Genomic DNA, 23305 nt, shown 5'->3' with positions numbered 1-23305 from the left:
AGCGATCGCGTCTTAAGTTCACTCATCAATTTATCTGTCCAGTCCGATCGACTGTAGCATAGGAGCGATCGGCAAATTGCAGGAATTGTCGATCGCCCGAAAATTCCCCCCGCATTCAACCAACCAAGCTGCCAAACTTGTCCCGCAGCCGACTAAACTAGAAATAGCAAAAAAAATATAGCTATTGTTTACTTCCTTTCACCAACCATGAGTCAAACCTTGGAAAATCTCACCGCAATTGATGACAAGCTATCCAAACGCCACATCGACCTCGATCCGGGCGGCTACTTCATCATCTATCTCGATCGCGAAACCAGCTTAATTTGTGCCAAACATTTCACCAACATCATCGACGATCGAGGCCTCGCCGTCGATCCCGAAACTGGCAAACCCATCCCCGCCCGCGGCAAGGTAGAACGCACCCAATCCACAGTTTTTAGCGGCAGAACCGCCAAAGAACTTTGCGTCAAAATCCTAGAAGAAACCCGCCCCTGTCCGGTGACAATGTTAGATCACGCGGCTTATCTGGGACGGGAATTTGTACGGGCAGAAATTGCATTGTTGAGCGATCGAGAATACGTTCAAGATTAGTGCAGCCCTGCCATAATTTCTTGACAAAACGGCAACCGATCGAATTTATCAGCACCCGATCACGAAAAACCTTGATACCAGAAATAAGTCACCATCGGAATTACTGTCGCCAATACCAACAGCACAACCACAACAACTGTGGCATTGCCTTGGTCTGTTTCTTCAGCTTTTTTAAACGTGCCTTCAACTTGAATGTTGTCAACAACTTCAGGAGGACCCGGATCGGGTTCGCCCGACAAAACAGTTGCAATGCGCGTACTTGCAGCCGTAAATGCCTCGTTGTATTTATTGGCTTCCCGCAGCGGCACTTGCACGGTTTCCCCAGCCACACTCTGGGCAATTTCATCGGTTAGCAAGGACTTAACCCCTTCGCCGGTGCGAATTGCCGCGCTGTTGGTAACAGTGTCGAGAACGAGTAAAATTTGATTAGTCTGGTCTTCTTTTGCGGGAAACCACTGTTCAAACAGTTGGTCGGTGAAAGTGGCAGTCGTTTCGCCGTAGTCTAAGCGGTGGATGGTGACAAATCGGACTTGTTTCCCTGTTTTGTTTTCCAGGTTGTCGAGCACGCTGCTGATATTGCTTTCGCTGCTGCGGCTGAGCACGTCGCCTTTGTCGAACACCCAAGTTCGATCGCCCGCCGACAACACCGGTATTTCGTAAACGCCAGTCGCCAATGCCGGTAATACCGCCATCTGGGATGCGATTAGGGCGATCGCGATCGTCGCCGCCAAAGGTTGGAGATATTTTCTCCAGTTAAATAATTGCTTCAGGAGTCGGGTCATGAGGTTAACCGTAAAACTGACTTTTTTCCAAAAATACTATAGAAACCCCCGTAAAATTCATTTTATGCAGGGCAATATTTACAATTAGCTCGCCAGTGGAACTCCCCGCCCGATTATTTTAGGATTCTAACTATGGAACCAGCAGACACTTATAAAGGTTGGATTATTCAATCCCAGAAAGTCTTCTACGTCGAGGTTTGGGATAGTCGCGGCAACCGCCACGTCGCCGTCCAAAATGCCAAGACTGAGGAGGAAGCTTTGGAATTGGCCAAAAAGTGGATAGACAAATATGAGTCAAAACCCGGAAGAATGCCGAGCGACGTACCCCATCCTTTCGGAGACATGATCGATATGCCATTTTAATTCAGTTGACTGTTGGCTGTTAACAGTTAACATTACAGCTTGTCGGGTACTCTACTAGAGACAAAACCTCTTCAAATCGAGCAATTATTGCAACTGACGCATCCGAAGAATAGGCCAGTTGCGTCCCGGACTGCATTTGTCATCAGATAAAATTACGAAATTCCTCGCAATTTCCGCGTATTTTCTACTAAACTTCGAGCAAATTCGTCGAACCTTTCAGACAGTTTTTCATCCAACAATTTACCGTCGGGACTAAAAGCTTTCCAAGCTTGTCCGATCGCAATTTGTTCCGGAATTACCCAAGCGTGCACCCATCTCAAAATGGTTCGCAAATCGTTGAGTGCGTTGCTGTTAACTTGCCCTCCCAAAACGCTGATCGAACCCGCAACTTTCCCGTCCAAATGCTCAAAACTCATCAAATCCAGGGCATTCTTGAGAGCACCGCTGACGCTACCGTGATACTCCGGCGTTGCCAAAATCAAGCCGTCGGCTTGCTTAACCGCATTCTGCAGCTTTTCCACATCCGGGTAATCGAGATAATCATTCTCACCGTCGCAAAAGGGCAGCTTGAGCGATCGCAAATCCAATATTTCAACTTCCGCGCCCAGGGCCTGCGCCCGATCTGCTGCTACCTTCAACGCTAACTGGCTGTAGGAGCCAGCCCGCAAACTTCCACCAATGCCGACAATTTTTAGCATAAAACTCAAAAACAATAACTGCTCGACTAAAACGTACTCATTCCGACTATGATTAAGATAGCAAGTTCGATCGGCAACTGTCAAGTGAAGTTTCCGGTGTAGAAAATAGAAGGAAGAACAGAAGGTTATGGGTAACAGGGGTGAGTGCTCGTAAGCCCGGTCAGGGAAAACAGACTCGGATCGTTGACAACCGACTATTTTGAGGGGCCTCTTAAGATGCCAGCGAGAGATAAACCCATTCAACACCCGCCCTCTTGTTAAAATAAATAAACGTAGCAAACCAAAAGCGGTCAATCTTGGCATTCTTCAACCTTGGGCAAAGCAATATGAAAAATTCTTGGAAACACGCATGGCTGGGGCATCTCGCTGTAAACAAAGACAAATCGAGCCAGAATCCTAAAAAATCAATTCCAGGACGGAATCTTTGGCGCATCCTGGGCAGTTTGGTGATTTCTCAAGGAATATTGCTCTCGACCCCGGTTTTTGCCGAGAGCACCCCAACCAGCATGAGTTACAGCCAACTGATCGACAACATAGAAAAAGGGCAAGTCAGTAAAATCGAAGTAGACGAAACTCAAAGAACTGCCAAAGTTAGGCTAAAAGATCAAAAAAGCGATCAGGCCCAATCAGTTACCCTGTTCGACTACAACAACCGAGAACTGTACTCGCAAATCCGTGCCAAAAAGATTGACTTTGAAGTCAAACAAACACCCGACAACGCAGCTGCAGTCAGTTTAGTAGTAAACTTGCTAGTAATTTTTGCGGTGTTGGCAGTGTTGATGGCAATCATGCGCCGATCGACCCAATCTCAAGGAAATGCCATGAACTTCGGCAAATCCAGAGCCCGTTTCCAAATGGAAGCCAAAACCGGCGTGATGTTCGACGACGTAGCAGGCATCGAAGAAGCTAAGGAAGAACTGCAAGAAGTCGTAACTTTCCTCAAAAAACCCGAACGCTTCAACGCCATCGGCGCGAAAATTCCCAGAGGAGTTCTGTTAATCGGGCCTCCGGGAACCGGCAAAACAATGCTGGCCAAAGCCATCGCAGGCGAAGCAGGCGTCCCCTTCTTCAGCATCTCCGGTTCCGAATTTGTAGAAATGTTCGTCGGAGTCGGCGCTTCCCGCGTCCGCGACTTGTTCCGCAAAGCTAAAGAAAATTCCCCCTGCATCGTCTTCATCGACGAAATAGACGCCGTAGGAAGGCAGCGCGGCGCTGGTATCGGCGGCGGCAACGACGAACGCGAACAAACTCTCAACCAGTTGCTGACAGAAATGGACGGCTTTGAGGGTAACAGCGGCGTGATTATCATTGCAGCTACCAACCGCCCCGACGTGCTCGATACTGCGCTGCTGCGGCCCGGCAGGTTCGATCGGCAAGTAACGGTAGATTTACCCAGTTACAAAGGGCGTTTGGGGATTTTGCAAGTTCACGCCCGCAACAAAAAACTCGACCCAGAAGTTGCCCTAGATACGATCGCCCGCCGCACTCCCGGCTTTTCCGGCGCCGACTTGGCAAACTTGCTCAACGAAGCAGCAATTCTCACCGCGCGGCGTCGCAAAGACACTATTAGCAACTTAGAAGTTTACGACGCGCTCGACCGGATTACGATCGGACTCACCCTCAACCCCCTGCTAGACAGCAAGAAAAAGTGGATAGTAGCATACCACGAAGTCGGACACGCCCTAGTCGCGACAATGCTCAAAAATGCCGATCCACTTGAAAAAGTAACGATTATTCCGCGTTCCGGCGGCATCGCAGGCTTTGCTAAGTTTGCCCTGGACGACGAAATGCTCGATAGTGAAGGTTTGAGGAGTCGGGCTTGGCTGTTAAGCCAGATTACAGTAGCCTTGGGGGGACGGGCGACAGAGGCTGAAATTTACGGCGATGCTGAAGTAACTATGGGTGCCAGCGGCGATATCAAAGCAGTTAGCAGTCTCGCGAGGGAGATGGTAACGCTTTATGGAATGTCCGATTTGGGGCCTGTGGCTTTGGAAAGTCCGAACAATGAGGTCTTTTTGGGTCAGAGCTGGAATTCGCGAGCGGAGTATTCCGAAGAAATGGCAATCAAGATCGATCGCCAAGTCCGGGAAATTGCCTTTGACTGCTACGAAGAAGCTCGTCGGATTATCCGCGAAAACCGCGCTTTGGTAGACAAACTTGTCGAAGCGCTGTTGGATGAAGAAACCATCGACGGCGACGAATTCCGCCAAATTGTCGAGCGGTACACCGAGTTGACGAAGAAAGAGCTGGCACCAACGTAAAGAGTCATTAGTCATTAGTTATTCAAGTTTGTAGTGATGACTTTATTCCTCATTCTCGAAAAAATCAGGACTTTAGTTATTACTACAAACCAAAAAAATGACTGCTAACTAATGACTAATGGCTATAGCAATCCTCGCAGGAGTCGTAAATTTTTACCCCACCCCAACCCTCCCCTTACGAAGGGGAGGGAGTAAGAAATTCACCAATGATGCGAGGATTGCTATAACTACTAACTAATGACAAATTAAGATTGTTGCGCGTACATTTCCCGGAGTACCAAAGCCGGGTCTACCCAGCGGCCACCGTACTTCAATCCCCAGTGCAAGTGAGGCCCACTGGTGCGGCCCGTCATCCCAACTCTGGCAATTCTCGCACCCGCAGGCACTGTTTGACCTTGCCAAATTTGCACGGTACCTTCGCGATCGGTATAATAACGCCCGCCGTTAGCCGTTAGCACTCGGCCTCTGAGGTGACAGTAGATGTGTTCCCAATTTCCCGATCGCACCACCATACCAGTGCCGCATCGGCCATCTTCCCAAACTTCCACAACTTGCCCGCCCCACCAATTGCGGATATAGCTGCCTTCCGGGGCGGCCAAGTCCAAACCATAATGAAAATCCCCGCCACGGGGGCCGAAGGCGGAAGTGTAAGTTTCAAAGTTTTCGACTGGAAAAGAAGCTTCTTGCCACAAATTACCCGTCGCTACTCTGCTTGGTAAGCCTGACTGAGCTTTGACCACCTGCTGCTGCAAATAAGGGCCGATCAAAACAATGCCGATCGAAAGTGCCAGCAGCAGCATCTGTCTGAGACGAAAAAAGCGTTTTGCCGTCAGCGGGCCTCTAGAGTTTTGCAGGATTTTTTTCACGGCTCAAAGTTAAATGTGTGTGCGAGTTTGCGTTGTCTGTTAGGCTCACATCTTGCACCCTTGTCAATAAAGCTTTCAGGGGCGGGCTTTCCGGCCCCCCCCACAAAAAAATCATTCTTTGTGGAACGGGCATCTTGCCCGTTTCTCAGAAGGGTGCTAGATGTAAGTTATGCCAATTCGCTGCAAGATTGGCTTTGAGCTCTACCCGCGATCGCGAATCAGTTTATCAACAACGTGTATCTTACTCCATCCAAAACCCGTGTCAAGGCTTCCGGGTAAATGGCTAGGGGCGATCAAAAAAATTGGCCGAGGAATTCGTGCTGCGGTTGAATTCGATCGAGCTTTTGCTTGACACTATAGTTAGTTCCGGGATTTTGGATGTCATCCAAAATTTCAAATTCATAACACACATCAAGCAATGCTTACTGAAATTTTTCCTTTTAGTTTTGCGATAGATGCAACTGCGATCGCGGGTGCGTCCTTGTGGTCTTTAGCCCTGTACTGGGGTCTGTCGCCCCTCACTGAATGGGTAATTCTGCAACTCAACCGCTGGATGAATTTTGCGGAGAGATCCCTCTACACCTCGGAAGCCGAGTTTGAAAGAACCCGCCAAGCCAGAGAAGCTCAAAATGCTTTTTACGCTTCGCTGTTAAGCATTCTGCCCTTTTTGATTGTCGGCGGATTGTGCAATTGGGGCGTCGAATTGTCTCTGGGCACTGGTTGGGCGGTATCGATGGGTACGATCGCCTGTATTGGCGGCGGCGTGTACGAGCTCGGCCGCCGAGACGGTCAATCTTAGGGGATTTTAGATTTTGGATTTTGGATTTTGGATTTTGGATTGCTCAAGATATTCGGAGATTTGCCAGTCTCTAGAATTGCTAGTCATCTCAAATCCAAAACTCCAACTCTCAAATAAATATGACATTTCCCGTTTATTTATCGATCGCGCCTCAAACAAAATTAGCAATGTATTTTAACCGTAACCTGACTCAGGATGTTTACCCAAAAGTCGCAGTTGCCGTTCAGTAGCGGTAGCGATAATTTCGGGGTTAAACTGCCACGGCCAAGGCGAAAATTTCTGCGCGATGTTGCGGTGGGAATAATGCACTTGCAGTAAGTAGCGAGTTCCATCTGTCGTCGTATTTTTGCCGCCGGAGTGCCAAATTTCACTGCGGAAAAACAGCACATCTCCTGCTTTGCACAAAACTGGTTCTGGGGAGTGTCCGTTCCAAGTTTCTTCCCCGCGATCGGGTTTGCGACCAGATTTGTGACTGCCGGGAATAATATAGGTAGGACAGAGGTTTTCTGGGATGTCGCTGAGATAGAAATGGGCTGTACAAATCCATACTGGCAGTTGAAAAGTGCGATCTGCAAACACGCTTTCGGGCACGGGTACAAACACCTGATCGACGTGGACGCGCCAACCATCATAACCGGGCCCGCTTTTCCACGCAGTCATGCCGATAATGTGGCAATCGCTGCCCATTAATGCTTCTGCTAACTCAATTATTCCCGGTCGATCGGCATAGGAAAGCCACAGCCGATCGCGATTAAAAACGCACTTAAAATGCTGGTTCAATTCACTCCAACGGCTGCCATCGAGTCCGAAGGGTTGCAGGCGATCGAGTGCTTCCTTGGTTTGCGCCACTTCCGACGGACTGAGTACACCAGGAATCAGCGCAAAACCATCTTCATGCACCGCATCTACCGCCCCCGCGGTATCGAAAAGATCGCAAGTCTTTTGCCGATAGCTGAAAACTTCGCTTAACGTGCTTGCGTTCATAATTCAAAAAGTAAAATTATTAACTGTTATTAAATTAACACTTATTCTGCTCGATACTTGCATACCATGAAATGAGTCACCCGGTTTATTGGTACATCAGGACTTACACAAAATTTAATTATGTAGGGCACGCACTGCTCACATTACCTCTGATTTGGGGATAAATCAAATGAAATACCAACCAGAACCAATATCATTAAATCAAGCCCGCGCCGCCTTCCAAAAAATCTGGGGATACGACGACTTTCGACCACCCCAAGGAGAAATCGTCGGCAGTTTATTAGCCGGAAAAGATACAATTATAATTATGCCGACAGGTGGTGGCAAATCTATCTGCTTTCAACTGCCAGCTTTGTTGCAAACAGGCTTAACTTTAGTGGTTTCGCCGTTAGTCGCACTGATGGAAAATCAAGTACAAGAATTGCGATCTCGCAATCTGCCCGCTTCCCTCCTCCACAGTCAATTGCCAACACAGCAGCGCCGACAAACTATGCAATCGCTGCAACAAAACAAATTAAGATTGCTGTACCTGTCTCCCGAAACATTACTCAGCAAACCTGTTTGGGAAATTATCAGTCAGCCACAGATCCAAATCAACGGTTTAATATTAGATGAAGCTCACTGTTTAGTGCAGTGGGGTGATACTTTTCGACCAGCTTACCGTCGCTTGGGAACAGTGCGGTCAGCTTTGTTGAAAGCTAAACCAGCAAACAGTAAAATTGCGATCGCCGCTTTCACCGCTACCGCCAACCCCGACGCCCAGCAGACAATCAAAAATGTGTTGCAACTGCGCAAGCCAGAAGCATTTCTGCTAAGTCCCTACCGTTCTAACCTGCACCTGCAAGTGCAAACAGTTTGGACGCCCAGAGGACGCAAGCAGCAGTTATTAAATTTTATTAAAGCTCGACCAAAACAAGCAGGTTTAGTCTATGTCCGCACTCGAAAAGATAGCGAAAACTTGGCTGATTTGTTGAAAGAAGCAGGTTATGAAACAGCAGCATATCATGCAGGTTTAAGTCCAGAATCACGACGAAAAATAGAAACAGCTTGGCTGAACAATGACCTTAAATTTGTGACTTGTACCTCAGCATTCGGGATGGGAATTAACAAGCCAGATGTCCGGTGGGTTGTTCACTTTCAAGCACCTTTGCTGTTATCGGAATACATTCAGGAAATTGGTAGAGGCGGACGCGACGGCAAATCGGCGATCGCCCTGACATTGATTAGCGAACCTACGGGTTTGCTTTATCCCGAAGATAAACAAAGAGCACAATTTTTTCAAGATAAATTGCGATCGCAATACCGAGAAGCTCAGCAATTGGCCAAAAAACTGCCAGTTAAAGGCGATATAGAAGAAGTTTCCCGCGAATTTCCCGAAAGCGCGATCGCCCTTTCGATTCTCCACAGCAGCGGACAATTAACATGGCAAGATCCTTTTAATTATGCGATCGACAAATCCGCACAGCAAAAAGGCGAAAAATTAAATTTTACAGCGGCGGAAGAAATGGCAAAATATATCAAACATCGCGAGTGTAGGTGGCAATTTTTGCTGCAAGCTTTTGGCTTTACCAAGGAAGCTACATCAATGCGGTGCGGCCACTGTGACAATTGTCGATAGAATTGACAAGTATACTCAAACGACTTAAGCACTCCGACCCAAGAAACCGGGTTTTTTACCGAATCTGCCTGCCCAAACGAAGTATTGCTGTGAAAAAAACCGATTTCTCGCTACCCGTGCGCTCGCAAACTAATTCAAAGATGTTATGATCGACATATTTGCTTTACACACTTGGCAAAAAATAGTAAAAAGTAAATGATAGAAACAGACACTGCGGCACAGATTTACACAGTAGAAAATACAGAGGAATTAGATCGCAGTAATGTCAATCAGCGATTAGATATTTGGCTGTCAAACCAGATACCGGACTTATCCCGATCGCGAATCCAAAGCCTCATATCACAAGGCAATGTCAAAGTCAACGATGAAACCTGCACCTCGAAAAAAATATCAGTAAAAACGGGCGATCGCATCCACCTCACTTTACCGGAAGCCCAGCCCACAAAGTTGCAGCCCGAAGCAATTCCCCTCGACATTCTCTACGAAGACGACAGCCTAATTATCATCAACAAACCAGCCGGATTAGTCGTCCACCCAGCCGCCGGACACGCAGACGGTACATTAGTCAATGCTCTCTTAGCCCACTGTCCCCTAGCAGAAATAGGCGGAGTTCAGCGGCCGGGAATCGTACACAGATTAGACAAAGATACAACAGGTGCGATCGCGATCGCCAAAACCGACATCGCCCACCAACACCTGCAAGCCCAACTCAAAAGCAAAACCGCCCGCCGCGAGTATTTAGGCGTAGTTTACGGCACTCCCAGCACCGAAACAGGCACAATAGACCTACCCATAGGTCGGCATCCCACAGACCGCAAAAAAATGGCAGTAGTACCAGTAGAAAAAGGCGGTCGCCCCGCAGTTACTCACTGGACAATCAAAGAAAGAATTGGCAACTATTGCTTAATCCACTATCAATTAGAAACCGGCCGCACCCATCAAATTCGCGTGCATACAGCGGAGATAAAACATCCCATTGTCGGCGACCCGATGTACAGTTCCAACCGTTCTATCGGCGTCAATTTAACCGGACAAGCCCTCCACGCATGGCTGCTGACATTGCAGCATCCAATTTCAGGCAAATTCATAGAGGCGATCGCACCTTTGCCCGATCAATTCAACACCCTGCTAAAAATATTGCGCCTGCGAGCTAATATTTGATATTTCGGGCAGTTAACACTGGTAATTTCTATGTCTAAATTTGAGCAACTTTGCAAAGCTTACGCCGCATCCCGGCAAGCATATCGCGAATCCTGCGAAGCTTGTCAGGATTTTAGTGAAATTTTTATCAAGCAAATGAGCGATTATTTGGAATGCCAAATTGAAAAACAAAATCAGAAGTTTGACGAAGATGGCGTACTGCATTTTAATGGTCTTATAAATATCTGTGAAAATCCAGAAAATCCCGAAAATAGCGATCGCGAAACAGTCACAATATATTTGAGCGTTAACAAAGTTATTGACAATTTCATTGTGACTGTTTATCCTTGGGGTCACGACTTCAAGATTCTCGTCGATGAACCCAGACACTTTGAAGAAGCTTATGAATACATTTTTGATACACTCAAATCAGCTTATACGGGTGTAAGTCTGTTACCGTCAGAACCCGATCCTGTACCTTTTTAATCGCTAAAGTTCTTTGTATAAACATTTTTTGCCCTTGCTTTTTTATTCATTCAACTTCTTGCCTAAATCTTTGATGCAAGAGGGAAACCGCAGATGAAAGCAGAGGAACGCAGATGAACGCAGATACATTTAAAGATTGGAGAGCCAAGGGCTTCAATTCAAGTCTAATATTGAGCCGTTAAATCCGGTACATTGCTCGTTGCCGAACTTCTTTTCCAAAAAGTATGAGTCCTAAGTTTTGGATTCCAAGTTTAGCAAAAAACTCAAACCTCAAAACTCAAGACTCAAAACTCTCTCAGCCTAAAAGCCGATCGATTCAGTCGATCGCCCGACACACATAATCGCATCAGGACAGCATCAATTACCTGCGACGGGGAACCATCGTGTCGATATTGATATTAGCTAGAGGCACGCGCTGCGGCGGAGTAGCAGGCGTTGGCATATTGCGCGCCATACCCAAATAGTTCGACGGATCGCCAGCCTTCGCTTGCTGCTCTTGAGGAACAAAACGGCGCACAGTCGTCTGCCAGATGATTTGCGGGAAGCCTAGCTGCGAGCGGTGGTACTCACCGTAGCGAGGCGTCTTCAAGTTGAAAGGCGTTTCGCCTCCAACTCGCTGAGGCAACACCCGGCGCTGCTGGTAAGGCACTGTATCGTAGCCGAACTTTTCCAGGTACTCATCGCTATTGACCAACTCGTCAATAAAGCCTTGAGGCCCCTTAGTGGCTACTACGATCGACCAAGCAATCTTTTCGCGCTCGCTATAAACATCCCGACCCAAAATGCGCTGCACGCACATTTCCACAAATCGGTAGTTGCTGTTAGTTTGGTAATTCCGCTCCAAGAAAGGAGCCGAAGTCGCCAAACCGCGAATAAAATCCCGCACCGTAATTTGGCCGAACTTTAGTTGCGACTCCAAAAACTTTTGGCGGTTACTCTTGAGGATTTGGTGTTCGCTGTAAATCTGGCGATATCCAGCCCAAATCAAATTTTCCATGTCCCCTGACGAGAGCACATTTTCAGTTGTGAAAATTCTAGCCTGCTCGTCGCTCCCCACTTCATAACCAGCTACGCGCTGGTTTTGGCTCTTGGGGGCGTAGTTTATCAAAGGTAGCGCCACGTTAAAATCTCCGTTATCTCAAATTTCAGAAATAGTTGACACTGCGATCGGTCAGCGTGATGATACAACTAACCAACATACAGATTAGGGGATTCCCGCAATCTAAATCTGATTTTCCTGAATTTTTGCAACAATCTGTAACATTTGTTGATTTTGGGGAAGGAAGAAGGCTATAGCGGCGAAGCTGAGCGGGTGAAAAGAGCGAAGCAGGAAGAGGGCTATAGCGGCTTCGCCAGCAGGTAACAAGAAAGAAGAGGGAACAGGGCAATATCTGCCAAGCGCCGACTGCCAATTGCCAAGTTACCAACCCAAAGCTGAGTAAAACTCGGTGGTGACTGCCTTATCCTCTGCTGCTTGCTTCGCTGCATCCGAGTCTGGTTCCACCCGAATTTCCGTGCAAAAAGTCGAAGTGCTGAAACCCCCAAAGCGCTTTACCGTACTTGTGCGCATCCGCACGTTCGGATTAGCAAACCAAAAACGCTCGATCGAACTCATCGTCTCGTATTCCGTAATCAGCAGCAGCCCATCCTCATCATCCATCTCAAAACGGCCCGCTACTGGCACAATTTCCGCATAGCCGCGTTCCCGCAACATCAAACCCTGTCGCGGATTTTCAGGATCGGGGACGATCGCGAACACCGTAGACCCTTTATGATTCTCATCATCCTTATCCCACGCCATCGAGCCGTGCCAAGTCACAAAAGCCCCCCCAGCAGCCCGGCTCGGATCGACTTCGTGCATCTGGCAAATCTCGGCGATTCGCGCGTCATCTGCACCCAGCGCCGTTACCTGAATATTTGAATCCCCAATCTCCGCTTGACGAAAAGCGAGGTGGTGAGTGCTGCGCTGCGATCTCCACTCCCCTGCACTGCTTTGAAAAAACTCCATTGCATCCATACGAACTATCTCCTTTGGCTTATGCTTCCCGGTCTTGACGCTTTTTTATGATAGAGCTCCCCCCACTTAGATGTACTTTTGCTACACAAATTAGTCTCAAAATGTCTACTTTGGACATATTGTCAAGCGAATGTTATGATAGTTTACAATATAGGAGACACAACAAATCCTGCGAAACGTCATTCCGATCGATCTCGCATCGATCTCAGCAAACTGGAGGAGCTATTTATGGATATGCCTACAACCAGCCTCAGCATGGAACAGCAGTTCAAACTGCAAGTCCTGAGCGAACAAGTCAAAAGCTTAAGCCTAGACCAAGCTCAGGAATATTTGCTCGAAGTTATGCGGCAAAACATGGTGAAAGAAAACCTGTTAAAGTATTGGATGAAGAAAATGTGAACTCTTCAAGAACTTCTTCCAAAAAATCCGCGACTTGTATCTGCAAAAAGTGCGATCGAGCTATTAAACATAAAACCCAGAATCCCGCTTTCTTGGAGAAAGCGGGATTCTAAATTCACAAAAGTTTTACGCGGGTTTTGTTGTCGCTACCATACTCAGCAAATTAAATGTTTTTAGTCTCAAGCGAGAGAGACGATAGTTTGTGTAGCGAGAGGCTTCAACCTGTCGGGGACTCAACCGAAACGGCCACTCACATAATCTAAAGTAGACTCTTCCTTCGGACTTTGGAAAATTACCTCAGTCTTGTCACACTCCACAAGATAGCCAAACCGCTTCCCATCGTCAGAAAGTTTAGCATTGAAAAAAGCAGTCAGGTCAGAAACCCGAGAAGCCTGCTGCATATTGTGAGTAACGATCACAATCGTATACTTCTCCTTGAGTTCGCGCATCAACTCCTCAATCTTAATCGTAGAAATCGGGTCAAGAGAAGCGCAAGGTTCATCCATTAACACTACATCAGGATTAATCGCGATCGCCCTAGCAATACACAAACGCTGCTGCTGGCCACCCGAAAGAGAAAAACCGCTTTGCTTCAGCTTATCCTTCACCTCATCCCATAAATAAGCTTGGCGGAGCGACTTCTCCACCAGCTCATCCATATCCCCCTTATAATTGTTCACCCTCGCACCGTAAGCAATATTGTCATAAATCGACTTCGGGAAAGGATTCGGCTTTTGAAACACCATCCCAATCTTGCGGCGCACCTCTACAGCATCAATATCAGGAGCGTAAAGATTTTGACCGTAGTAATCAATTCTACCCTCTAAACGAAAACCGTTAACTAAATCGTTGAGGCGGTTAAAACAGCGCAGAATTGTACTTTTACCGCAGCCAGAGGGCCCAATCAAAGCAGTAATGCGATTTTTAGGAATCTCCATACAAACATTTTTAACCGCGTGAAAAGCGCCGTAAAAAATATTGATATTTTCGGTCCGTAAAATAGTTTCCGTTTGCTTGTCTAAATCCATCATCATACAGGTAACAATCCTCTGAAATTTTACTCAAAACCTGGGTTACATTCGACCTTCACCATAAGTGCATGAATGTCTTTTTAAAACTCACCCTTTAATACACTTTTTTGTGAGTAGCCCAGCGAGAAAGAATACTCGTCAGCAAAACCATAAGTACCAAAATCAAAGATGCAGCCCAAGCCAATTCTTTCTGTGCCTTAAAAGGAACCGTTGCAAAGTTGTAGACCAAAACCGAAAGACTCGGAGTTGGCTTATCAAATCCTGCCGGCCAAAAAGGCGAATTCAGCGCCGTGAAAATCAAAGGAGCAGTTTCTCCAGCAGCGCGAGCAATTGCCAGCGTCACACCCGTTAAAATAGCCGGAATGGCTGCAGGCAAAACCACCTGCAACACCGTCTGATAATTAGAAGCACCCACACCAACCGACGCCCATCTAATGTCTTGCGGGACGATTTGTAGAGCTTCGTCAGTAGTCCGCACAATCGTGGGCAACATCAGCACAGCCAGCGCCGCACCCCCTGCAATTGCCGAAAAACCTCCCATATTTACCACGAACAAACCGTAGGCAAATACCCCTGCAATAATCGAAGGAACGCCGCTGAGGACATTAGTAGCAAAGCGCACCCAGCGAGCTACTTCGCCGCTGCTGAATTCCGACAAATAAACGGCTGCCAATACACCAAAAGGAACAGCAATTAAAGAAGCAATTCCTACGGTCATCAATGTACCGACAATTGCATTCGCGATCCCGCCTCCCGACAGTCCGGGCGGCGGTGGGAGCTTGGTAAACAAGTCTAAATTCAGGCGATTGAAACCTTGTACCGTGACGTAGGAAAGCACTGCAAACAAAGGCAGCAGAGTGATTGCCAGACTAGCTCCAGCCAGTACAGTCATCGCAAGATTAAACAGCGCTTGCGGGCTGTTTTTAACCTTCTTCAAACTGCCTGTTTTCGATACCAAAGGATTCTCGTCGGAGACGCTATTTGACATAAACTAAAACTATGTAGGAAATGGCGGCAAACTTCTAGTTGTACTTTGCTCTTACTTGAGAAACAATCCACTCTGCCAAAATATTAACAATCAGTGTCATAATAAACAGAATTAGCCCAGTGTACATCAGAGCTGCTACTTGCAACCCCGAGGCTTCCGCAAACTGATTTGCCATCAAAGAAGCAATAGTATTTGCCGGAGCTAGCACAGAAAGACTTAACTGATTGGAATTGCCAATTAACAGAGTTGCAGCCATTGTTTCTCCCATCGCGCGACCGAGCCCGAGCATAATTCCGCCGACAATACCGGAAAAAGCCGCCGGTACGAGCACTCTAAAAATTGTTGTCCAGCGAGTAGCTCCTAAACCTAGAGATGCTTGTCGCAATTCGGGCGGGAGACTTGCCAAAGAGTCGCGGGAGATAGCAGTAATAATGGGCAAAGTCATGATTCCCAAAATTACTCCGGCTGGTAACATTCCCGGGCCCACTGGCGGAGTGCTAAAAATCGGCAGCCATCCGAAGTTACCGTTGAGAAACTTTCCGATGCTGCTAATAATGGGAATCAATACAGCAATTCCCCACAAACCGTAGACTACGCTAGGAATGGCGGCTAAAAGTTCTACTAAAAAAACCAAAGCTGTCCGCACTGGCAGCGGCAAAAAATCTTCGCTCAAGAAGATGGCAGTCCCTACTCCTAATGGTACTGCAATTAGGAGCGCGATCGCCGAACTGACGATCGTCCCGTAAATCATCGGCAGCGCACCGTACTCTTCTTTAACCGGATTCCAGCTACTGCCAAATAGAAATCCCAAACCGTACTGTTGAATCGCCGGTAAAGCCCGATAAGCAACGGTGAGCGCGATTACCAGCAAAATTACACCAACTCCTATGCCCAAAATCCGCGTCAGCCAGATAAAGCCTTGGTCTAAGGACTTTTCGGCCCCAGAGCGCGATCTGGTCTGCGATCGATCGCTGTTATTATCTGAAATCATAGAAAAAAAAACCAAATATATAGTAGCCGAAAATAGCCTGTTTCGGAAAAAGCTAGAACGAAGCAGAAAGAAAGACCATAAATAAAATCAAAGAGGGGCGGGTTGATTAATTCCCTGACTTTTCAACAAGTATTTCTGGTCAAACCCACCCCTACACAGATGCACCGATTGTTACATAGAAGAGGGGCGGATTTATTAATCCCCTGACTTTTTAACAAATATTTCTGGTAAAACCCGCCCCACAGAAATATCTCTCTTCGTTCTTCCTAATTTTTACCCGCACGCGCAATGCCGAAGGGCTTTTTTCCCTCTGACAACGGACAACAGTCAACAGTCAACAGTCAACAATTACTATTTGGCAACCTCAATCTTGTAATCTGGGCTGATGCCGTCCGCGGCCGCGGCTACTTTTTCTTTAACGTTTTGGGGCAGAGGAACGTAGCCCAATTCGGAACTAACTTTTTGACCTTCAGTTAAGCCGTATTCAACCATTGCCTCGATGGTTTTGGCTTTGTTGGGGTCAGCAACTGTTTTGGGGACGAGCATCCAAGTGTAGGTGACAATTGGATAGGATTGAGCGCCTTCGGGGTCTTCGATAAATGCTCGCAGGTTTTCCGGCATCGGCACAGTTGCTAAAGCTTGAGAAGCTGATTCGTCGGTAGGTGCGACAAAGCTGCCTGCTTTGTTTTCCAAAGATGCAAATTTGAGATTGTTGTTTTTGGCATAGCCGTATTCTATGTAGCCGAGGCTGCCTACGGTTTGCAGAATTTGGGCTGTGACGCCTTCGTTGCCTTTTGCGCCTACGCCTACGGGCCACTGTACTGTTTTGCCGTCGCCTACTGCCGTTTTCCAGTCGGGGCTGATGGCACTCAGGTGTTTGGTGAAGACGGCGGTGGTACCGCTACCGTCGGAACGGTGGACGATGGTGATGGCTTGGTCGGGCAATTTAGCGGTCGGGTTGGCGGCTGCAATTTTGGGATCGTTCCAGTTGGTAATTTTACCGGCGAAGATATCTGCGTAAACATCCCGTGGCAGTTTCAGTGGTTCGGTTAAGTCTGGCAGGTTGTAGCCGATGACGATGCTGCCGGCTGTCATGGGCAGCAAGATCACGCCTTTGTCTGCTGGAACTTTGGCGATTTCGTCGTCTTTCATGCCGGTGTCGCTGGCCCCAAAGTCTACTGTGCCTTTGGTAAATTGTTCGACTCCGGCGCCGCTGCCTACTGATTGATAGTTAATTTGTACTTTGGGGTTGATTTTGTTGAAGTCTTGAAACCAACGCTGGTACAGAGGGGCGGGGAATGAGGCGCCGGCTGCGGTGATGGCTACGTCTGAGGCTAGGGCGAGTTTGGTGTTTTCCGCTGTGCCCGTGGCTGCAACGGGGGATGCGCCGGGGGATGCTGCGGTGTCGCCGCCGGGGCTGGTAGTGCCGCCTGTGGGTGTGCTGGGACTGCTGCAAGCTGCTACACTGAGGGCGATCGCCGTAGCGGAAATTGCAGTAGTCAGACGGTTTGAATTAATCAAGTTGAGACGAAAAAGCATAGGTATACAAAAGTTTCGATCGTTATATGGGTGTCCCGCATCAGCATAGCGCGCAAAAGTAAAGGTTAGGTTAAGAATCTTTACACTTAATGGCAATTTAATATTAATTAATATTATTAATGTTATTTATGAGCTTGACAATTGTGAATTTATAAGGTAAAGGGCAGAGAAATAGCTACGGAAACAAGCAGTCGATCGCCCGATCGCGAAAAATTCCCGATTAAATTATCACAAGATCGAGGCTTGAGAACCAGATAACCATACAATGGTGGTTATTTTGACAGTAGTGCTAGTATTAAGAATTTAAAAGCTGCGGGCATTGAAGCTTGCATCTGACAAATACATCCTGACGAATGCTGTTTGATGATATGGCAACCGCCCTGACGGTTAGGACGTTCTTAAGTGCACAAACATAAACGGTCGATTGCAACTTCGGTCTTCCTTCTTTCTTCTGCTATAATGCCTGCTCCTATTGAACTAATCTGGGCTGTTATTGGTTTGCTTCTGACGATAGGAGGCACTTTTTTGCCTGCATCTGTCACAATTCCGATTGGGTTGTGGGACGATCGAGGACTTCAGGCGTACTCTTTAGGTGTTACCTATCAAATTGGAGCCGTCTTGCTAGTAGGCTGCATGGGGGGAAAAAATGCTGCGGCTCTCTCGCAAATTGCTTATTTGGCATTAGGATTAAGTTTGTGGCCAGTTTTTTCTCAAGGCGGCGGCATCGGCTATCTCAAAGAAGCGAGTTTTGGGTATTTGCTGGGTTTTGTGCCTGGTGCTTGGGTATGCGGCTGGGTGGCTTTTAAGGTGGCTTCGCGGCTGGAATCTATGGCTTTTAGCTGTTTGTGCGGTTTGTTCACTGTTCACGCGATCGGCTTAACTTATCTAATTTTTACTTACTGGCTGCCTCCGGCAAAAAAAACACCTTTATTCGATGAGATTCTTAAATATTCGGTTTATCCCCTGCCGGGACAATTGGCGGTAGTTTGTGCGATCGCAGTGCTGTCATTTACTTTACGCCGCTTGATGTTTTATTAATTGCGAAGGAAGTTCGGCAACGGATTATGTAACGGATGTAACGGATGTAACGGATTTCAGGAAGAAGGAAGGAGGAAGAAGGAAGAAGGAAGAGGTAACTGGTAAGTGTCCAAAATAAGGTTATACTATCATTGCCAAACGGGAGATTAATCTCGCTGCGGCTGGGATTGCTTTGCTGCACTGCATTCTGCTCGCAATGACAAGTGAGATTGGAGTAAATTCTCTCATGCCCGATGCCCCATTTTCTATTGCTTAATTCATGCGTTTTAAAAGAAATCCCTTGTTCTGGGTTGCTGCTGTTATCAGTTTAGTTTTAGACCACCTGACTAAGTTTTGGGTGGTACAAAATTTTGACTTGACGGTTCCTCCGCAGACGCAGCCGCTGTTACCCGGAGTGTTTCACTTCACTTATGTTGTTAATACCGGTGCGGCTTTTAGTCTTTTCAGCAATGGCGGGGCGATTTGGTTGCGCTGGCTGTCTTTGGGCGTTAGTGTGGGATTGATTGTGCTGGCTTGGTTCGGGCCGCGCATTAACCGCTGGGAACAAGCTGGCTACGGTTTGATTTTGGGGGGAGCACTGGGGAATGGGATCGATCGATTTGTTTCGGGCCATGTTGTAGATTTTATCGATTTTCGGCTGATTCGGTTCCCGGTATTTAATCTGGCCGATGTGTTTATTAATGCTGGGATTATCTGTTTGCTGATTGCAACTTTTCACAGTGCACCGCCGCCGAGAAGCCAAGACGATCGCAATTCTATTTCAGACTAACTTTAACAAGTTAATCGATTTTCTATTTTCTATTTTCTATTTTTGATTAACCACCCACGGGCTGTACCGTTTTCAGGTTTATCGGATGGCTAGCTTTTTTTGCCGATCCACTGATGAATCCGGCGGCCTGGCAACCAATTGCTTTCGGTCATTTGTCCGTTGTCTGTTACCAGAAAATCTAGGTTTCAACTTAAGGTTAGAGTCATTTATGAGCTATAATTAGATTTTTTATTGCTAAGGCTAAACTTCCCCGCGATCAAAAGCAATTTGGTCACAAACTCCCGGATTTATCCGTGGGCTAAATTCCCTAATCTAAAATCTAAAATCTAAAATCTAAAATCGGATGACTCCTAATCCCTTTGCTCAAGAACGCTTACTATTTGCCCCAGCAACCCCCGATGCTGATGCTATCCCCACTATTTTTGCTTTTCCCAACGAGTACACCGTGGGTATTACCAGTCTCGGCTATCAGATAGTGTGGGCAACTTTGGCTGTGCGATCGGATATTGAAGTGGGCCGTTTATTTACTGATATCCGGGAACAACTTCCCCGAAATCCAGAATTACTGGGATTTTCGCTTTCTTGGGAACTAGACTATGTAAATATTCTCAATTTATTGGAATCTCTAGAAATTCCGATTTGGGCGTCAAAACGGAGTGATAATCATCCGATCGTCTTCGGTGGTGGCCCGGTTTTTACTGCGAATCCAGAACCTTTTGCCGATTTTTTTGATGTGATTTTGCTGGGAGATGGCGAACATCTCATAGACAATTTTATTGATGCTTGTAAACAAGTCCGTACCGCCGACAGACAAACTAAATTGCGGCATTTAGCCCAAGTTCCGGGAGTTTACGTCCCCAGTTTGTACGAAGTAACTTATCTGGATGCGGCTGAGGGTATTAAATCGATTCAGCCTGTCGATTCGGGAATTCCCAGTATGGTTGAAAAACAGACTTATCGCGGCAATACTTTATCTGCTTCCACTGTGGTGACAGAAAAAGCGGCTTGGGAAAATATTTACATGGTGGAAGTGGTTCGGAGTTGTCCCGAAATGTGCCGTTTTTGTTTGGCAAGTTATCTGACTTTGCCGTTTAGAACTGCGAGTTTGGAGGGTTCCCTAATTCCGGCGATCGATCGCGGTTTAGCTGTGACTAATCGTTTGGGTTTGTTGGGTGCTTCGGTCACTCAGCACCCGGAATTTGAAGCGTTGCTGGATCATTTGAATCATCCGAAATACGAGGGCGTGCGGCTGAGTCTTTCTTCGGTACGGACGAATACGGTGACAGTTAAATTGGCAGAAATATTGACCAACCGAGACAGCAAATCTGTGACAATTGCGGTGGAAAGCGGGAGCGAACGCCTCCGCAAAATCGTTAACAAAAAACTCACAAATGACGAAATTATTCAAGCTGCTATCAATGCTAAGGCTGGCGGCTTAAAGGGAATTAAACTTTACGGGATGGCGGGAATTCCCGGCGAAGAAATGGAGGATTTAGAGGAGACGGTGGAGATGATGCGGGCGATTAGAAAAGCCGCTCCCGGTTTGCGGTTGACTCTGGGATGCAGCACTTTTGTCCCGAAATCTCACACTCCTTTTCAGTGGTTGGGAGTGAATAAAGATGCGGAGAAGAGGCTGAAGTTTTTAGATAAAGAATTGCGGAAGTTAGGTTTAGAATTTAGACCTGAAAGCTATAACTGGTCGGTGATTCAGGGTTTGTTGTCAAAGGGCGATCGGCGGTTGTCTCGGCTGTTGGAATTAGTGCGGCATTACGGCGATACTTTGGGCAGTTATCGGCGGGCATTTAAGGAGTTGCGGGGACAGTTGCCTGAGATGGATTTTTATGTTTTTCAAAAGTGGGAATTGGAGCAGGTTTTGCCTTGGAGTCATTTAAAAGGACCGCTACCGGAGGCCACTTTGAAAAAGCATTTAGCGGAGGCGATGAGTCATACAAAAGGATATGGGAATTCACTAATTCTCGTTTAGATACCAGACTTATTTAAGTAAGAAGTCTGCGATCTGGGTGTTCTGCTTTTTGAGAATATGATAAGGAAAACTGGAAAAATGACGACGGGTTGGAAAACTCCTAGTAGCTACTATATGGAGATAATCACAACTTTTCCACCGCGTCCCATTACTTGTGAAGCTGAGTTAATCGCTACACAAAATCGGATTGATTCTATTGTGAGTCGGAGCAATCTCACGCAGGACGATCGGGATTACTTAAACGTGTTGGGTACTCTTGTTTATGATTGCGAACAAAAACATGAGCCAATGCCAGTCTTGAAAGGTATCGCACTACTGAAAGCATTGATGGTTGAAGACAATATTCAAGAAAAAGATTTGGTTGATATTTTTGAATCCGAGTCTTGGGTATCTGAGGTGATGAATGGAAAGCGGGAACTGACGGCGGGTCAAATTCAAAAGTTAGCTAAGTTTTTCCATCTTTCCCCTGTGGCATTTCTTGAGTATAATTAATTGCCAGGATACTGGGATGAGTGACGCACTATAATATAATTATGCCCGAAGTCCAACCGAAAGAAATTCAGCGTTATACTACGCCAGATAACAAAGTGCCTTTCGATCAGTGGTTTGATTCGCTGAGAGATATCAATGCTCAAGCCAAGATTATATCTAGGCTTAACCGAATTGCTGATGGTAATTTAGGAGACTATCGCTCCGTGGGGGAAGGCGTATGCGAACTCAAAATCAATTATGGGCCTGGCTACCGAATCTATTTTGGACAAATAGGAATGACAATTGTGATTCTCATCTGCGGAGGCGAGAAAAGCACTCAAGACAGAGATATCCGCCAAGCTAAAGAATACTGGACAGATTATAGGAGTTAAGACAATGCCTAAAAGCCTACCTTATCATCCATTTTTGATTGAATCTCTCAGAAAAAAGCCCGAACTAGCAGCAGCCTATATAACGGTGACATTAGAGGAGGAAGAGCCGGAACCTGAACTGCTAAAACGAGCTCTCAGCGATGTAGCAGAAGGTCTCGGTCAACCAAAAATGACTCCAGAAGAATATGAATTGCACTTAAAAAAACTCGATGAATTGCTGTCGCAGCAAGGAAGTGATGCGATTTATAATCTGGGAACTTGGCTGAATGCTTTGGGATTGAAACTAACTGTTGCTGTTTGTACTGATACAGAGGATAATACTGCAAATGCTGAAACGCGATCGCACTTAACTGTCTAGCCCAACGATACAATGGCTAATTTTAAATATTCGTCGCTGATTAATGCCACCGTTGAAGCAGTCTGGAACTTTCACGAAAGGCCCGACATTCTGCAACTTTTGACTCCGCCTTGGCAACCGGTGAAAATTATTCGCCGCGAAGGGGGACTCGATGTGGGTGCTGTATCAGAATTTCGCCTGTTATTGGGGCCGATTCCTGTAAAATGGGTGGCGACTCACACTGAGTGCGAACAATATCGCTTGTTTGTTGATGAACAAACTGAGGGGCCCATGGCACGTTGGACTCACCGACACGAGTTTACCTCAGAAAATGGCAAGACTAGGTTGACAGATGCGATCGCATTTTCGATACCGGGCGGCCCGATTGTCGATTTGCTGTTAGGTTGGTGGGTGGAAATTCGGTTAACAGATATGTTTCGCTACCGGCACGAAGTCACAAAAATCGAGTGCGAAAAAAATGCAAACAACGGCTGAATATTACTGTGCTTTCTGTGGTGATGCGAGTACAATTTTTGTTTAGATATGCACCCGTATGGAGCAATCTTATATCGAAAATTGTCAATTTTACTTTCGCCAGAATGTTCTATATTTCAGAATAGATGAATATCCCTCGCGTGCATCTCTGTTTGGCAAATAAATCAAGTATGACCTGTGAGATCGGCACACCGAAGTGAAAGCATAAATGAAATACTCCTGATTGCACTGCGGGTCCGATAGTTTTAGCCCGATCCCAATCCTTT

The 23305-nt window shown here is 46.7% G+C and carries 25 protein-coding genes; 15 read left to right on the top strand and 10 right to left on the bottom strand.

Annotation, left to right across the window (positions count from 1 at the left end):
- Positions 1–207 precede the first annotated feature (207 nt).
- Entirely contained in the window at positions 208–591 is a 384-nt protein-coding gene (locus QUB30_RS20465) for a DUF4346 domain-containing protein (RefSeq protein WP_333236131.1), read from the top strand.
- Positions 592–650: 59 nt separating this feature from the next.
- Here the strand turns inward: QUB30_RS20465 and psb32 are convergent, their stop codons facing one another.
- Positions 651–1373, bottom strand: coding sequence for a photosystem II repair protein Psb32 (gene psb32 / locus QUB30_RS20460; protein ID WP_333336890.1), 723 nt, complete (start codon positions 1371–1373; stop codon positions 651–653).
- Between the two features lie 132 nt (positions 1374–1505).
- On the opposite strand from psb32, the gene QUB30_RS20455 reads away from it, so the two are divergent.
- Entirely contained in the window at positions 1506–1736 is a 231-nt protein-coding gene (locus QUB30_RS20455; protein ID WP_333032858.1) for a hypothetical protein, read from the top strand.
- 152 nt (positions 1737–1888) lie between these two features.
- Here the strand turns inward: QUB30_RS20455 and QUB30_RS20450 are convergent, their stop codons facing one another.
- Positions 1889–2434: an NADPH-dependent FMN reductase gene (locus QUB30_RS20450; protein WP_333336952.1), complete on the bottom strand. Its 546-nt coding sequence runs from the start codon at positions 2432–2434 to the stop codon at positions 1889–1891.
- 326 nt (positions 2435–2760) lie between these two features.
- Here QUB30_RS20450 and ftsH point away from each other — a divergent pair, with 326 nt between their 5' ends.
- Positions 2761–4695 (top strand): ATP-dependent zinc metalloprotease FtsH, encoded by a 1935-nt coding sequence (ftsH, locus tag QUB30_RS20445; RefSeq protein WP_333336888.1) that lies wholly within the window; start codon positions 2761–2763, stop codon positions 4693–4695.
- A 245-nt stretch (positions 4696–4940) separates the two neighbouring features.
- Here ftsH and QUB30_RS20440 read toward each other — a convergent pair whose 3' ends face one another.
- Positions 4941–5495 carry a M23 family metallopeptidase gene (locus QUB30_RS20440; protein ID WP_333336949.1) on the bottom strand — a complete coding sequence of 185 codons (555 nt, stop codon included), beginning with the start codon at positions 5493–5495 and terminating at the stop codon, positions 4941–4943.
- Between the two features lie 484 nt (positions 5496–5979).
- On the opposite strand from QUB30_RS20440, the gene QUB30_RS20435 reads away from it, so the two are divergent.
- A complete protein-coding gene (locus QUB30_RS20435) occupies positions 5980–6360 on the top strand; it encodes a hypothetical protein (protein ID WP_333046563.1) in 381 nt (126 codons plus the stop codon).
- A 174-nt stretch (positions 6361–6534) separates the two neighbouring features.
- On the opposite strand, the gene QUB30_RS20430 is transcribed toward QUB30_RS20435, so the two are convergent.
- A complete protein-coding gene (locus QUB30_RS20430; RefSeq protein WP_333336886.1) occupies positions 6535–7344 on the bottom strand; it encodes a phytanoyl-CoA dioxygenase family protein in 810 nt (269 codons plus the stop codon).
- A 169-nt stretch (positions 7345–7513) separates the two neighbouring features.
- On the opposite strand from QUB30_RS20430, the gene QUB30_RS20425 reads away from it, so the two are divergent.
- The 3 genes from QUB30_RS20425 to QUB30_RS20415 all read left to right on the top strand — a co-directional run bounded on the left by QUB30_RS20425 (position 7514) and on the right by QUB30_RS20415 (position 10588).
- Positions 7514–8962, top strand: a complete 1449-nt coding sequence (locus QUB30_RS20425; RefSeq protein WP_333336883.1) for a RecQ family ATP-dependent DNA helicase — start codon at positions 7514–7516, stop codon at positions 8960–8962.
- 195 nt (positions 8963–9157) lie between these two features.
- Positions 9158–10123 (top strand): RluA family pseudouridine synthase, encoded by a 966-nt coding sequence (locus QUB30_RS20420; protein WP_333336881.1) that lies wholly within the window; start codon positions 9158–9160, stop codon positions 10121–10123.
- Between the two features lie 30 nt (positions 10124–10153).
- Entirely contained in the window at positions 10154–10588 is a 435-nt protein-coding gene (locus QUB30_RS20415) for a hypothetical protein (RefSeq protein WP_333336879.1), read from the top strand.
- Between the two features lie 361 nt (positions 10589–10949).
- On the opposite strand, the gene QUB30_RS20410 is transcribed toward QUB30_RS20415, so the two are convergent.
- Positions 10950–11708, bottom strand: a complete 759-nt coding sequence (locus tag QUB30_RS20410) for a phycobilisome rod-core linker polypeptide (protein ID WP_333336877.1) — start codon at positions 11706–11708, stop codon at positions 10950–10952.
- 300 nt (positions 11709–12008) lie between these two features.
- Positions 12009–12605, bottom strand: coding sequence for a phycobiliprotein lyase (locus QUB30_RS20405; protein ID WP_333336875.1), 597 nt, complete (start codon positions 12603–12605; stop codon positions 12009–12011).
- Positions 12606–12740: 135 nt separating this feature from the next.
- On the opposite strand from QUB30_RS20405, the gene QUB30_RS33920 reads away from it, so the two are divergent.
- A complete protein-coding gene (locus QUB30_RS33920; protein ID WP_445300524.1) occupies positions 12741–13004 on the top strand; it encodes an NblA/ycf18 family protein in 264 nt (87 codons plus the stop codon).
- 233 nt (positions 13005–13237) lie between these two features.
- On the opposite strand, the gene pstB is transcribed toward QUB30_RS33920, so the two are convergent.
- The 4 genes from pstB to pstS form a co-directional block, all read right to left on the bottom strand.
- The gene (gene pstB / locus QUB30_RS20395) at positions 13238–14038 is read right to left on the bottom strand and encodes a phosphate ABC transporter ATP-binding protein PstB (RefSeq protein ID WP_015176818.1); all 801 of its coding nucleotides are present in this window, start codon (positions 14036–14038) and stop codon (positions 13238–13240) included.
- Between the two features lie 91 nt (positions 14039–14129).
- Entirely contained in the window at positions 14130–15023 is an 894-nt protein-coding gene (gene pstA / locus QUB30_RS20390; protein WP_333336873.1) for a phosphate ABC transporter permease PstA, read from the bottom strand.
- Positions 15024–15057: 34 nt separating this feature from the next.
- A complete protein-coding gene (gene pstC, locus QUB30_RS20385) occupies positions 15058–16014 on the bottom strand; it encodes a phosphate ABC transporter permease subunit PstC (protein ID WP_333336871.1) in 957 nt (318 codons plus the stop codon).
- 351 nt (positions 16015–16365) lie between these two features.
- The gene (pstS, locus tag QUB30_RS20380; RefSeq protein WP_333336870.1) at positions 16366–17553 is read right to left on the bottom strand and encodes a phosphate ABC transporter substrate-binding protein PstS; all 1188 of its coding nucleotides are present in this window, start codon (positions 17551–17553) and stop codon (positions 16366–16368) included.
- Between the two features lie 459 nt (positions 17554–18012).
- On the opposite strand from pstS, the gene QUB30_RS20375 reads away from it, so the two are divergent.
- The 7 genes from QUB30_RS20375 (at position 18013) to QUB30_RS20345 (ending at position 23039) form a co-directional block, all read left to right on the top strand.
- Entirely contained in the window at positions 18013–18591 is a 579-nt protein-coding gene (locus QUB30_RS20375; RefSeq protein WP_333336868.1) for a biotin transporter BioY, read from the top strand.
- A gap of 259 nt (positions 18592–18850) precedes the next feature.
- Positions 18851–19360 carry a signal peptidase II gene (gene lspA, locus QUB30_RS20370; RefSeq protein WP_333336865.1) on the top strand — a complete coding sequence of 170 codons (510 nt, stop codon included), beginning with the start codon at positions 18851–18853 and terminating at the stop codon, positions 19358–19360.
- Positions 19361–19703: 343 nt separating this feature from the next.
- Positions 19704–21344 (top strand): radical SAM protein, encoded by a 1641-nt coding sequence (locus tag QUB30_RS20365; protein WP_333336863.1) that lies wholly within the window; start codon positions 19704–19706, stop codon positions 21342–21344.
- A gap of 78 nt (positions 21345–21422) precedes the next feature.
- Complete coding sequence (locus QUB30_RS20360) at positions 21423–21836, top strand: transcriptional regulator (RefSeq protein ID WP_333336861.1); 414 nt, start codon at positions 21423–21425, stop codon at positions 21834–21836.
- A gap of 41 nt (positions 21837–21877) precedes the next feature.
- Complete coding sequence (locus tag QUB30_RS20355) at positions 21878–22207, top strand: type II toxin-antitoxin system RelE/ParE family toxin (RefSeq protein ID WP_333336859.1); 330 nt, start codon at positions 21878–21880, stop codon at positions 22205–22207.
- A gap of 4 nt (positions 22208–22211) precedes the next feature.
- Positions 22212–22565, top strand: a complete 354-nt coding sequence (locus QUB30_RS20350) for a transcriptional regulator (RefSeq protein WP_333336857.1) — start codon at positions 22212–22214, stop codon at positions 22563–22565.
- Positions 22566–22577: 12 nt separating this feature from the next.
- Positions 22578–23039, top strand: a complete 462-nt coding sequence (locus QUB30_RS20345) for an SRPBCC family protein (RefSeq protein WP_333336855.1) — start codon at positions 22578–22580, stop codon at positions 23037–23039.
- The last annotated feature ends 266 nt before the right edge of the window (positions 23040–23305 follow it).

This window comes from Microcoleus sp. BROC3 (assembly GCF_036702515.1).
Classification (GTDB): Bacteria; Cyanobacteriota; Cyanobacteriia; order Cyanobacteriales; family Microcoleaceae; genus Microcoleus.
The sequence above is the reverse complement of the archived record's forward strand: the minus strand, read 5'-3'. Positions and strand labels throughout refer to the sequence as shown.

Excerpts from the sequence above, each read along its gene's own strand:
- QUB30_RS20465 (WP_333236131.1), top strand. The coding sequence starts at position 208 with ATGAGTCAAACCTTGGAAAATCTCACCGCAATTGATGACAAGCTATCC.
- psb32 (WP_333336890.1), bottom strand. The coding sequence starts at position 1,373 with ATGACCCGACTCCTGAAGCAATTATTTAACTGGAGAAAATATCTCCAA.
- QUB30_RS20455 (WP_333032858.1), top strand. The coding sequence starts at position 1,506 with ATGGAACCAGCAGACACTTATAAAGGTTGGATTATTCAATCCCAGAAA.
- QUB30_RS20450 (WP_333336952.1), bottom strand. The coding sequence starts at position 2,434 with ATGCTAAAAATTGTCGGCATTGGTGGAAGTTTGCGGGCTGGCTCCTAC.
- ftsH (WP_333336888.1), top strand. The coding sequence starts at position 2,761 with ATGAAAAATTCTTGGAAACACGCATGGCTGGGGCATCTCGCTGTAAAC.
- QUB30_RS20440 (WP_333336949.1), bottom strand. The coding sequence starts at position 5,495 with ATGCTGCTGCTGGCACTTTCGATCGGCATTGTTTTGATCGGCCCTTAT.
- QUB30_RS20435 (WP_333046563.1), top strand. The coding sequence starts at position 5,980 with ATGCTTACTGAAATTTTTCCTTTTAGTTTTGCGATAGATGCAACTGCG.
- QUB30_RS20430 (WP_333336886.1), bottom strand. The coding sequence starts at position 7,344 with ATGAACGCAAGCACGTTAAGCGAAGTTTTCAGCTATCGGCAAAAGACT.
- QUB30_RS20425 (WP_333336883.1), top strand. The coding sequence starts at position 7,514 with ATGAAATACCAACCAGAACCAATATCATTAAATCAAGCCCGCGCCGCC.
- QUB30_RS20420 (WP_333336881.1), top strand. The coding sequence starts at position 9,158 with ATGATAGAAACAGACACTGCGGCACAGATTTACACAGTAGAAAATACA.
- QUB30_RS20415 (WP_333336879.1), top strand. The coding sequence starts at position 10,154 with ATGTCTAAATTTGAGCAACTTTGCAAAGCTTACGCCGCATCCCGGCAA.
- QUB30_RS20405 (WP_333336875.1), bottom strand. The coding sequence starts at position 12,605 with ATGGATGCAATGGAGTTTTTTCAAAGCAGTGCAGGGGAGTGGAGATCG.
- QUB30_RS33920 (WP_445300524.1), top strand. The coding sequence starts at position 12,741 with ATGATAGTTTACAATATAGGAGACACAACAAATCCTGCGAAACGTCAT.
- pstB (WP_015176818.1), bottom strand. The coding sequence starts at position 14,038 with ATGATGATGGATTTAGACAAGCAAACGGAAACTATTTTACGGACCGAA.
- pstA (WP_333336873.1), bottom strand. The coding sequence starts at position 15,023 with ATGTCAAATAGCGTCTCCGACGAGAATCCTTTGGTATCGAAAACAGGC.
- pstC (WP_333336871.1), bottom strand. The coding sequence starts at position 16,014 with ATGATTTCAGATAATAACAGCGATCGATCGCAGACCAGATCGCGCTCT.
- pstS (WP_333336870.1), bottom strand. The coding sequence starts at position 17,553 with ATGCTTTTTCGTCTCAACTTGATTAATTCAAACCGTCTGACTACTGCA.
- QUB30_RS20375 (WP_333336868.1), top strand. The coding sequence starts at position 18,013 with ATGCCTGCTCCTATTGAACTAATCTGGGCTGTTATTGGTTTGCTTCTG.
- lspA (WP_333336865.1), top strand. The coding sequence starts at position 18,851 with ATGCGTTTTAAAAGAAATCCCTTGTTCTGGGTTGCTGCTGTTATCAGT.
- QUB30_RS20365 (WP_333336863.1), top strand. The coding sequence starts at position 19,704 with ATGACTCCTAATCCCTTTGCTCAAGAACGCTTACTATTTGCCCCAGCA.
- QUB30_RS20360 (WP_333336861.1), top strand. The coding sequence starts at position 21,423 with ATGACGACGGGTTGGAAAACTCCTAGTAGCTACTATATGGAGATAATC.
- QUB30_RS20355 (WP_333336859.1), top strand. The coding sequence starts at position 21,878 with ATGCCCGAAGTCCAACCGAAAGAAATTCAGCGTTATACTACGCCAGAT.
- QUB30_RS20350 (WP_333336857.1), top strand. The coding sequence starts at position 22,212 with ATGCCTAAAAGCCTACCTTATCATCCATTTTTGATTGAATCTCTCAGA.
- QUB30_RS20345 (WP_333336855.1), top strand. The coding sequence starts at position 22,578 with ATGGCTAATTTTAAATATTCGTCGCTGATTAATGCCACCGTTGAAGCA.